We start from the raw sequence: 10,544 nt of genomic DNA, 5'->3' as shown, positions 1-10,544 counted from the left end.
GACGATGCGCTCGCCGCGCATGACCTTCAGATTGATATCGCGCAACACATGGAAGTCGCCGTACCACTTGTTCATGTTGATCATGTTAACCGCGACCTCGGTCTCGGAAACGGTCATTTTCTTCGATTGGGCTTCAGCCATTTTGTATTTCCCTCAATTCTTATCGCTTGTGGCCGGTGTCGAGATGGCGCTCCACAAAACCTGAATAGCGCGACATGCCGAAGCAGAACAGCCAAAAAATGAAGCCGGCGAAAATCAGACCCGTCACCGGCGTCACCGCCGAGGCCCAATTCGCATCCGAGAAGTTCTGGCGGACGATGCCGAGCAGATCGAACATCCCGATGATCGCCACCAGCGACGTGTCCTTGAACATGCCGATATAGGTGTTGACGATGCCGGGAATGACCAGCTTGATCGCCTGCGGCAAAATGATCAGCCGCATCTTCTGCCAGTAGCCAAGGCCGAGCGAGTCGGCTCCCTCGAACTGGCCCTTCGGTATTGCCTGAAGACCGCCGCGAATGACTTCGGCCATGTAGGCCGATGTGAAGATCGCAATACCGACCACGGCGCGCAGCAGCTTATCCACCGTCCAGCCCTGCGGCATGAACAGCGGCAGCATGTAGCTGGCCATGAACAGCACCGTGATCAATGGCACGCCGCGGATGATCTCGATGAAGATCACGCAGAGCATGCGGAGAACGGGCAATTTCGAGCGGCGCCCCAGCGCGAGCAGGATGCCGAATGGGAAGGAGACCGCGATTGCGACGAAGGCAATGACCAGCGTCACCATCAGGCCGCCCCATCTCTCCGTTTCCACGGTCTCGAGGCCGAAGCCGCCATGGAGCAGGAAGAACGAGATAACCGGCAATACGAAGAATGCGATGATCGCATTCAATCCCTTTCTGGGAACCGATGGCATCAGCAGCGGTGCGAAGCCAAGGACCATCAGGATGGCGACGAGGATAGGCCGCCAGCGTTCTTCCGGCGGATAAAGGCCGAACATGAAGACGACGAATTTCGCGCGAACGAAGGCCCAGCAGGCAGCGTTCCAGCCGTCCGGCTGCGTCCCGCCTTGTACCTTCGTGGCGCAGAATGTGCGGTCGGTCCCGTCCCAGACCGCCTGTATGAACAGCCAGTTGACCAGATGCGGGATCGCCCAGACGAGGAAGACGACCGCAAGCAAGGTCAGAACGATGTCCTTTGGCGTGGCAAAGAGGTTCTTCCGCATCCAATGCCACACGCCCTTTTCGCTGGCGGGAGCAGGTTGGGCGGAAAGAAGCGACTTGCTGACGAAGTGTTGATCTACGCTGGCCATCTTATCTCTCCACCAGAGCCATCTTGGCGTTGAACCAGTTCATGAACAGCGACGTTATGATGCTCAGGACGAGATAGATGATCATCCATATGATGACGACTTCGACGGCACGGCCGGACTGATTGAGAATCACGCCGCCGACGGCGACGAGATCGGCATAACCAATGGCGATGGCGAGCGAGGAGTTCTTGATGAGGTTGAGATATTGGCTCGTCAGCGGCGGAATGATGATCCGCATCGCCTGCGGGATGACGACAAGCCTGGTGATGACCGAGGCCCGAAGGCCAAGCGCGCCCGCCGCTTCCGACTGCCCCTTCGCGACACCGCGAATGCCGGCGCGCACGATCTCGGCGATATAAGTTGCGGTATAGAGGGAAAGGGCAAGGAGAAGCGCTATGAACTCCGGCCCCACGACCGTCCCGCCGGTCAGGTTGAACTTGCCGGCGACCGGATAGTCGAAGGAAAGCGGCATGCCCGTCACCAGGAAAACGATCAACGGCAGGCCGATCAATATGCCGATCGATACCCAGATCGTATGAAATTGCTGGCCGGTCGCCGCCTGGCGCTTGTGGGCCCAGCGCGCCACGAAAAACACCGCGGCTATGGCGATGAGAAAAGCAATCCCCACGGCCCACATGCCGGCGCCGAAAATCGGGCTGGGGAAGGCGAGGCCGCGATTGCTGAGGTAGCTCGAGAACGGCAGATGCACGGCATCGCGTGCCTGCGGCAGCAACACCAGAACGCCGCTGTACCAGAAGAAGATGACGAGCAGCGGCGGGATGTTGCGGAAGAGTTCGACATATGCCTGCGAAAGCTTCGCGATCAGCCAGTTGTTCGAAAGTCTGCCGATGCCGATGATGAAGCCGACGATCGTCGCTGCGACGATGCCCACGACCGAAATGAGGAGGGTGTTGAGGACGCCGACGATCAATGCGTCTAAATTGGTGGAGTCGCTGGAATAGGGAATGAGAGCCTGGCCCAGATTGAAGCCAGCGCGACCTTCGAGAAAGCCAAAACCGAAGGAGCGGTTCAAGTCGCTCAGATTGCGAGCGGTATTGCGGATGAGGAACCAGCCGATACCCGCAAGAATGAGAATGGTAAGGGCCTGATAGACGATGCCCCGGATTTTGGGGTCGTACAGCGCCGATATGGATGAGCGCTCGCCTTCAGGCGAATTCGTAGTGATTGCCATACAGAGTTTTTCCCCAATGTGCCTGTTTCAGGCTTGTTTTCTTGAGGTGAGAAAGGCGGTTCGCCGCCTTTCTCCGAAATTTGGGCGTGTCGCTTAGCGGACCGGAGGCGCGTACTGGATGCCGCCCTTGTTCCACAGCGCATTGATGCCGCGGGAGATCTTCAGCGGGCTGCCTGCGCCGATGTTGCGGTCGAAGACTTCGCCGTAGTTACCGACGCCCTTGATGATGTTGTAGGCCCAGTCGTTGGTCAGGCCCAGATCGGTACCGATGGTGGAGCCCTGTTCGGCGCCGAGGAAGCGCTTGATATCCGGGTTCGCAGAGTTCTTCATCTCATCGACGTTCTTCTGCGTGATGCCGAATTCTTCAGCGTCCACGAGTGCATAGGCTGCCCAGCTGACGATGTTGAACCACTGGTCGTCACCCTGGCGAACGGCCGGGCCAAGCGGCTCCTTCGAGATGATTTCGGGCAGAACAACGTTGTCGTCGGGGTTCTTCAGCGTCAGGCGCAGTGCGTAGAGGCCGGACTGGTCGGTCGTGTAAACGTCGCAACGGCCTGAATCATAGGCGGTGTTGACTTCCTCGAGCTTGTCGAAGACGACCGGATTGTACTGAAGGTTGTTGGTCTTGAAGTAGTCGGCGAGGTTGAGCTCGGTCGTCGTGCCGGACTGCACGCAGATGGCTGCGCCGGAAAGCTCGAGCGCCGACTTCACGTTCAGTTCCTTGCGAACCATGAAGCCCTGGCCGTCATAATAGGTGACGGGACGGAACTTGAGGCCGAGTGCGGTGTCACGGTTGATGGTCCAGGTGGTATTACGAGACAGCACGTCGATTTCACCCGACTGCAGCGCGGTGAAGCGGTCCTTGGCGCTGAGAGGGGTGTACTTCACCTTGGTCGGATCGCCGAATACGGCAGAAGCTACGGCCTTGCAAAAGTCGATGTCGAAACCGGCCCAGTTGCCGGAGGCATCTGGCTGTGCGAAGCCGAGAAGGCCCGTATTCACGCCGCACTGAACGAAGCCCTTGGCTTTTACATCGCTCAGCGTCGAGGCAGAGGCACCCGACGCGGTGTAAGCCAATGCTGCGACTCCGAGAAATGCGGAGAGAGCAAACTTTTTCATCTTTCCCAACCTTTTTCTATTTGTTTTATAGTTAAAATTTATCGCTCCCGAAGCAGGTTCCTGGAGAACCGCGCTCCTTCCCTTTCCCGGTGCGACTGGTCCTATCACAGTCGCAAATGGTGTAACGGTCAAGAGATCGCCCAGATTATTGCGGATTTATTCGGCATTTTTGCCCGACGCGGTCGAAAAATGGGCATTTGGCGTCGAAATGAGCGGTATTTTGCCAAAAAACTGCGCGAAAATGGGGTTTCTGTCGCTATTTTTGTTAGTTTAGCCTTCTAATAATATGTGATGTTGGGACGAGCGGGGTTGACCCCACTGGACTTGGCCGCCACAAATCCAGCTTCCTACAGCGCCAAAGGCATATCCGGACATGAAAGACAAAGACACATTCCTGCAGAACGCCGGCATCAACACGCGTTTGTCCCATATCGGCAATTCGCCCTTTGATTTCCACGGCTTCGTCAATCCCCCCGTAGTGCATGCCTCGACGGTGCTGTTTCCCAATGCGCGCGTGATGGAGACGCATGATCAGAAGTACACTTACGGCACGCGCGGCACGCCGACGACGGATGCGCTGTGCGAGGCGATGGACGCGCTGGAGGGATCGGCCGGAACGGTCATCGTGCCGTCCGGGCTTGCGGCGGTCACCGTGCCGTTTCTCGCCTATCTGTCCGCCGGCGATCACGCCTTGATCGTCGATTCGGTCTACGGGCCGACACGCTTCTTCTGCGACACCATGCTGAAGCGCCTCGGCATCGAGGTCGACTATTACGATCCGCTGGTCGGCGCCGGCATCGAACAGTTGTTCAAGCCGAACACCAGGCTGGTCCACACCGAGGCACCGGGTTCCAACACTTTCGAGATGCAGGATATTCCGGCAATCTCCGCGGCGGCTCACCGGCACGGCTGCGTCGTGACCATGGACAACACCTGGGCGACCCCGCTCTATTTCAAGCCGCTCGATCACGGCGTCGACGTTTCCATTCATGCGGTGACGAAATATCCGGCCGGCCATTCCGATATCGTGATGGGAACCGTTTCGGCCAATGAGGCGCACTGGGGGCGGTTGCTCGACGCGCACGGCCAGCTCGGCATCTGCGGCGCGCCGGACGATGCCTATCAGGTGCTGCGCGGTTTGCGCACCATGGGCATACGCCTGGAGCGCCATCAGGAGAGTGCGCTTGCCATCGCCCAATGGCTCGAGGGCAGGGAGGACGTCGCCCGGGTGCTGCATCCGGCCTTGCCGAGCTTCCCGAGCCACGCGATCTGGAAGCGCGACTTCAAGGGAGCGAGCGGGATCTTCTCGTTCGTCCTCGCCGTCGACGATCCGCAGAAGTTCAAGGCCAAGGCGCACGCCTTCCTCGATGCCTTGCGTATTTTCGGCCTCGGCTATTCCTGGGGCGGCTTTGAAAGCCTTGCCCTGCAGGTCAACCTCAACGACCGTCGCGTCACCAAGGCTCCGAAAGAGGGCCCTGTCATCCGCCTGCAGATCGGTCTGGAAGATGTCGCCGATATCAAGGCGGATATCGAAAAGGGCTTTGCTGCCGTCCGGCAGGCGTAATCAGCCGATCGCGCGATAGCCGTAAATCCAGTCCATATCCGCCGCGAGCCTTTGCGGCGGACGAAGGGAGAGAACGAGATTGCGCGCGATGCGGACCGGGCCGCGGGCGTGATAGGCGAATTGATTGAAGGCGGCGCGCTGCTTCAGGCGCGCAATCCGTGGTGCCCGGCGCTTTTCATAAAGCTCGAAGGCTTCGACAGGCGAGTGCGCCGCAAGCATCCCAGCAAGTTCGAAGGCGTCCTCGATCGCCATGGCTGCCCCTTGCGCGGCAAACGGCATCATCGCATGCGCGGCATCGCCGATCAGAATAGTATCGCTGCCGTTGTGCCATCGCCCGGCCTTCATCTCGTAGAGAGGCCAGAAGCTCGCCTGTTCTTGGGCTTCCAGCATTCGACGGATCGCACCGTTCCAGCCGGAAAAGCCGCGCAGCATCTGCTCGCGCTGCGCTTTGTTGCCGGCAACGCCCCAGTCACGGCTGGAACTGAATCCGGAAACGATAGCGACGATATTGAACGCCGCATTTTCCCGGATGGGATAGCAGACGAGATGGCTGGATGGGCCGAGGAACGCCGTTACGCTTGTCTTCTCCAGCATTGCCGGAGCCTGCGTTTCGGCAATGGAGAAGCGCCAGGCAATATTGCCGGAAAACAGCGGCGAGGGAGCTCCGGGCACCATGGCATGCGCCTTCGACCATACGCCGTCGGCCCCGATGACGATATCGAGCTTCCTTCCGGCAATCTCCTCCAGCGCCTGCTTGTTCTTGATGTCGATGTGTCGGCCGAGATGCAGCTTGCAGAGCGCGTTGGCTGTCACGGCATCGAGGAGCGCCTTCTGCAAGGTCGCGCGATGCGCGGTTCCATAGGGCGCGCCCCATCGCTGCAGGGCAAAAATTCCGCAGGGAACGGATGCGATCGGTCGTAGGGACGAGCCGGAGACAAGCCGGATTTCTTCGGGCTCCAGCCAGACCGGCCGAAGTGTATCGAGTACGCCGAGCGTGTCGAGGATACGGGAGGCGTTCGGTGAGATCTGCAGGCCGGCGCCGACTTCGGTCAGCACGTCCGCCTGCTCGAAAATCTCGGATGCGATGCCATGCCTCGCCAACGCCAGCGCCGCCGTCAATCCGGCTATTCCGGCGCCGATGATTGCGGCTGTTTTGATCGGCATTCTTTATGTCCGATCGGACGCTATGGCGTTACGCCGCCTTGAAGTGGAAGACGCAGCCGGCTGGGTTGGTCTGGTCCGCCTTCAGCGACGGATTGTAGCGGTAGAGCGTCGAGCAGTAGGAGCACACCTTCTCGCTCTCGTCGCCGATATCGATGAAGATATGCGGGTGATCGTAGGGGACCGAGGCGCCGGTGCACATGAATTCCTTCACGCCGATTTCGATGACGCGATGTCCGCCGTCGTTCTGGAAATGGGGAATATTGTGGCCGGCCATGATGATCTCCGAATGCGTCTTGCCGTAAGGGGCATGAATGTTGCGCCAGACTTGGTAGCCCCTCTTTATAATTCTTCTTGCTGATTGTGTAGTGCGAAAGTCCTGCTTGATGCAGAGATTTTCGCGGGCGTAGGGTTCATTTGATATCGCCGATAAAATATGGTCCGGCGCCAACAGGACCCGGTTTGTAAAGACGAAGCCATGAATTTGAATGCTCCCCCCATATCTCATTTTGTCAAAAACGGATTGAAGCTCGCCTTTTTCGATGACGGTGATCCGAGCGGCCCGCCGGTACTGCTGATTCACGGATTCGCGTCGACCGCGATTGCGAATTGGGTCAATCCGGGATGGCTCAAGACGCTCGGCGACGCGGGCTATCGCGTGATTGCCATCGATAACCGCGGCCACGGCTCCAGCGACAAGCTTTACGATGCCGATGTCTACCATCCCTGGATCATGGCCGAGGACGCCGTTGCTCTCCTCGACCATCTGGGCATAGCCGAAGCCCATGTCATGGGTTATTCCATGGGTGCGCGGGTTGCGACCTTCATGGCGATCGCGCATCCGGATCGCGTCCGCTCGCTGGTGCTGGGCGGCCTCGGCATCGGCATGGTCGAAGGTGTCGGCGACTGGGATCCGATTGCGGATGCGCTGGTTGCGCCGTCGCTCGACGATGTCACCCATGCCCGCGGGCGCATGTTCCGCGCCTTTGCCGAGCAGACGAAAAGCGACCGGCAGGCGCTGGCCGCCTGTATCCAGGGCTCGCGCGATCTGGCCTCGAGGGAGGATGTGGCGAGGATCGAAGCGCCGACTTTGATCGCCGTCGGCACCAAGGACGATATTGCCGGTTCGGGACAGGAACTCGCGGCGCTGATGCCGAATGCCAAGGCAATCGACATTCCGAACCGCGACCATATGCTCGCCGTCGGCGACAAGATCTTCAAGGCGGCGGTTCTTGAGTTCTATCAGCGGCTCGACAAGCGTTAGGCCGCGGGTCACTTACCGGTGAAAAGCGGCTTTCTCCGCTCGGCAAAGGCGGCGCGGCCCTCGATATAGTCGGCGCTGTCGAAGGTCTCGGCGCCGATCACCTCCGCCTCGCGCAATAGGTCGCGATCCTGCTCGATGACGGCGCGGATCGCGAGTTTCGAGGCATGCAGTGCGATCGGCGCGTTCACGGCGATCGCATGGGCGAGGGCGGATATCTCGTCCTCGAAAGCAGTCGCCTCGATTTCCTCCAGCAGAAAGCCGGCAGCAACCATCTTCTCGCTCGACATGGGCGCACCGGTAAACAAGGCGACCTTGGCCATCTGGGCTCCAAGCGCGTTGACGATATCCTGCACGGCGTCGGCCGGGTAGGCGATGCCGAGGCGAACGGCGGGCACGGAAAATCGCGCGCCCCGTTCGGCGATCCGCAGATCGCAGGCGGCCGCCAGCCCGAAGCCTCCACCATAGCAGATGCCGCGGATCGCCGCGATCGTCGGCACGCGGCAGTGGCGGATAGCCTCGAAAGCCTGGCTGTTCAGGGCTTCATAGACGACCGCCGTTTCGGAGTTCTTGCGCACGGTGTCGAATTCACGGATATCGGCGCCCGCCGAAAAATCCGCGTCGGTGCCGCGCAGGATGATCACATGGGCATGCGCTTCATCGGTCAGAATGCGCACGGCCTGCGGGATCGCGCGCCACATGGCGGCCGTCACGGCATTCTTTCGGTCGGGGTTGTTGATGGTGATCGTGCCGATCATATCTCGGCACGTCGCGCGAATGAGACCGCCGGCAAAGTCATGATCGAAATTCATGGGCGACCAACCATTTGTCTTGTGTGGCATTTATTCTATATAATGCACCCCTGACAGAAAATCGGGAGACCGCCAATGGTCGCAGCAACGGACATTCGCCCCTTGGAGGGCTTGGGCGCAGTTAAGGTCATGGACCCTATCTGGGACAGCATGCGCGAGGAGGCTCGCGCCGCTGCCGAGCGGGATCCGCTGCTTGCCGCCTTCCTCTATTCGACGATCATCAATCACCGTTCGCTGGAAGAGTGCGTCATCTATCGCATCTGCGAGCGTCTCGACCACCCCGACATGCAGGCCATTTTGTTGCGGCAGACCTTCGAGGAGATGCTTGGCGACTGGCCTGAATGGGGATCGATTCTCCGGGTCGACATCCAGGCGGTCTACGATCGCGATCCCGCCTGCCTGCGTTTCGTCGAGCCTGTGCTCTATTTCAAGGGCTTCCATGCGCTGCAGACGCATCGTCTCGCGCACTGGCTCTATAATCGCGGCCGCCGCGATTTCGCGCTCTATCTGCAGAGCCGTTCCTCCAGCGTCTTCCAGACGGATATCAATCCGGCCGCACGCATCGGCAAGGGGATCTTCCTCGATCACGCCACCGGCCTCGTCGTCGGTGAAACGGCCGTGATCGGCGACAACGTTTCGATCCTGCACGGGGTCACGCTTGGCGGCACCGGCAAGGAAGGCAGCGACCGCCATCCGAAGATCGCCCATGGCGTATTGATCGGCGCCGGAGCCAAGATTCTCGGCAATATCCAGATCGGCCATTGCTCGCGCATTGCCGCCGGCTCCGTCGTGCTGAAGGAAGTGCCTGCGAAGACGACCGTTGCCGGCGTGCCGGCCAAGGTCGTCGGCGAAGCTGGCTGTTCCGAGCCGTCCCGTTCGATGGACCAGCTCCTTGCCGAACAATTGGTCGTGGATCAGATCATGGGTGCCGGAATCTAGGGGAAACCAGCCTGACTTTCGGAGGCTTGCGCTGTCGCTGGGGAAGTATGCGCGGTTCCGGTCTTTACACTGCCGCTTTTCCTATGCAAGAAGCGGCCAACCGAGATCCTCACGGAGAAGCATTGTGAAGCCTGAAGAAATCAAGAAACTCGACGCCTATTTCAAACGCACGTTCAACCCGCAGATCGTGGTGAAAGCCCGCCCGCGCAAGAACGATTCGGCGGAAGTCTACCTTGGCGAAGAGTTTCTGGGCGTCGTCTATATAGACGACGAAGACGGCGACCGCTCCTATAATTTTTCGATGGCTATCCTGGACGTCGATCTTTAATTCCGCCGATCTCAATTCGCGATCGAATTGCCGGGCCGTGTTTCATTGAAATGCGGCCCTTTTCTTTGCCTTTGCCGCGGGTGAGCTGCGCCTCGCTTCGCGCCGTGCGGATCAGACCAGCGTTTTTCTGGGCTTATTGCCGATATTTTAGTCAAAGCCTGCGGTTGCAGGGGACATGATATATATTAGGAAAAACAGAATGATGCAGTGCACTCATTGCTGTTGACATTGCGCCGTCATTGAAAATGCAACCCAGGGAAGATATTGCGTCGCACAAGACTACTTGACTAATTGTGCGTCGCATTTAAGCTTTGGCCCTGAAAACCGGCCACCGGCCGGCCAACAAGGGACGGAGAAGCATGTTCAATTTCGATGACGCGAACAAGAAGGGCAAGGAAGCCATCGACACGGCGCTGAAGAGCTATTCCGATGTCACCAAGAGCTTTCAGGCGATTGCTGCCGAAGCCGCTGAATACTCCAAGAAGTCTTTCCAGGACGGCGTTGCACACTTCGAAACGCTCGCCGGCGTCAAAAGCTTCGAGGCCGCCTTTGAGCTTCAGAGCGGTTATGTGAAGTCTTCCTACGAAAACTTCGTTGCCGAAGCCACCAAGCTCGGCGAAATGTATGCCGACCTCGCCAAGGTTGCCTACAAGCCTTACGAAGCGCCTGTCGCGGCCGCAACGAAGGCCGCCAGCAAGGCAGCAGCAACGGCAACTGCCGCTTAAATTCTTGCCTGAGGGCAAAACTTCCTGAAGGACCGGCTGCGCGACGCGCGGCCGGTCCTTTGCGTTTTCGAGCGTCGATCCCCATCTAGGGATATGCAGCGACTTTTTTGGTCGCAGCCCCGTTTGTC

At 59.2% G+C, this 10,544-nt stretch carries 11 protein-coding genes and 1 pseudogene; 5 read left to right on the top strand and 7 right to left on the bottom strand.

The annotated features are described in order from the left end of the window. The 4 genes and pseudogenes from ACQZ6J_RS26460 to ACQZ6J_RS26445 all read right to left on the bottom strand — a co-directional run. Positions 1-141: pseudogene (locus ACQZ6J_RS26460) on the bottom strand (amino acid ABC transporter ATP-binding protein); the annotation flags it as partial. A 19-nt stretch (positions 142-160) separates the two neighbouring features. Continuing rightward, complete coding sequence (locus ACQZ6J_RS26455) at positions 161-1,315, bottom strand: amino acid ABC transporter permease (protein WP_163985893.1); 1,155 nt, start codon at positions 1,313-1,315, stop codon at positions 161-163. Between the two features lies 1 nt (position 1,316). Continuing rightward, the gene (locus ACQZ6J_RS26450; RefSeq protein ID WP_449086295.1) at positions 1,317-2,507 is read right to left on the bottom strand and encodes an amino acid ABC transporter permease; all 1,191 of its coding nucleotides are present in this window, start codon (positions 2,505-2,507) and stop codon (positions 1,317-1,319) included. A gap of 93 nt (positions 2,508-2,600) precedes the next feature. Next, positions 2,601-3,626 (bottom strand): amino acid ABC transporter substrate-binding protein, encoded by a 1,026-nt coding sequence (locus ACQZ6J_RS26445; protein ID WP_163985891.1) that lies wholly within the window; start codon positions 3,624-3,626, stop codon positions 2,601-2,603. 373 nt (positions 3,627-3,999) lie between these two features. Here ACQZ6J_RS26445 and ACQZ6J_RS26440 point away from each other — a divergent pair, with 373 nt between their 5' ends. Then, on the top strand, positions 4,000-5,190 hold the full coding sequence (locus ACQZ6J_RS26440) for a cystathionine beta-lyase (RefSeq protein WP_449086294.1): 1,191 nt from the start codon (positions 4,000-4,002) through the stop codon (positions 5,188-5,190). On the opposite strand, the gene ACQZ6J_RS26435 is transcribed toward ACQZ6J_RS26440, so the two are convergent. Further along, positions 5,191-6,354 (bottom strand): FAD-dependent monooxygenase, encoded by a 1,164-nt coding sequence (locus tag ACQZ6J_RS26435; RefSeq protein ID WP_449086293.1) that lies wholly within the window; start codon positions 6,352-6,354, stop codon positions 5,191-5,193. A gap of 28 nt (positions 6,355-6,382) precedes the next feature. Next, positions 6,383-6,628 (bottom strand): zinc-finger domain-containing protein, encoded by a 246-nt coding sequence (locus ACQZ6J_RS26430; RefSeq protein ID WP_047633459.1) that lies wholly within the window; start codon positions 6,626-6,628, stop codon positions 6,383-6,385. Between the two features lie 201 nt (positions 6,629-6,829). On the opposite strand from ACQZ6J_RS26430, the gene ACQZ6J_RS26425 reads away from it, so the two are divergent. Then, the gene (locus ACQZ6J_RS26425; RefSeq protein ID WP_163985888.1) at positions 6,830-7,615 is read left to right on the top strand and encodes an alpha/beta fold hydrolase; all 786 of its coding nucleotides are present in this window, start codon (positions 6,830-6,832) and stop codon (positions 7,613-7,615) included. Positions 7,616-7,623: 8 nt separating this feature from the next. On the opposite strand, the gene ACQZ6J_RS26420 is transcribed toward ACQZ6J_RS26425, so the two are convergent. Further along, positions 7,624-8,424 (bottom strand): enoyl-CoA hydratase-related protein, encoded by an 801-nt coding sequence (locus tag ACQZ6J_RS26420; protein ID WP_449086292.1) that lies wholly within the window; start codon positions 8,422-8,424, stop codon positions 7,624-7,626. Positions 8,425-8,499: 75 nt separating this feature from the next. On the opposite strand from ACQZ6J_RS26420, the gene cysE reads away from it, so the two are divergent. The 3 genes from cysE to ACQZ6J_RS26405 all read left to right on the top strand — a co-directional run bounded on the left by cysE (position 8,500) and on the right by ACQZ6J_RS26405 (position 10,416). Beyond that, positions 8,500-9,363, top strand: coding sequence for a serine O-acetyltransferase (cysE, locus tag ACQZ6J_RS26415; protein WP_163985886.1), 864 nt, complete (start codon positions 8,500-8,502; stop codon positions 9,361-9,363). A 124-nt stretch (positions 9,364-9,487) separates the two neighbouring features. Further along, entirely contained in the window at positions 9,488-9,691 is a 204-nt protein-coding gene (locus ACQZ6J_RS26410; protein ID WP_047633271.1) for a DUF3126 family protein, read from the top strand. 359 nt (positions 9,692-10,050) lie between these two features. Continuing rightward, positions 10,051-10,416, top strand: a complete 366-nt coding sequence (locus ACQZ6J_RS26405) for a phasin family protein (protein ID WP_163985885.1) — start codon at positions 10,051-10,053, stop codon at positions 10,414-10,416. Positions 10,417-10,544 lie beyond the last annotated feature (128 nt).

This window comes from Rhizobium sp. A37_96 (assembly GCF_053521765.1).
The sequence above is the reverse complement of the archived record's forward strand: the minus strand, read 5'-3'. Positions and strand labels throughout refer to the sequence as shown.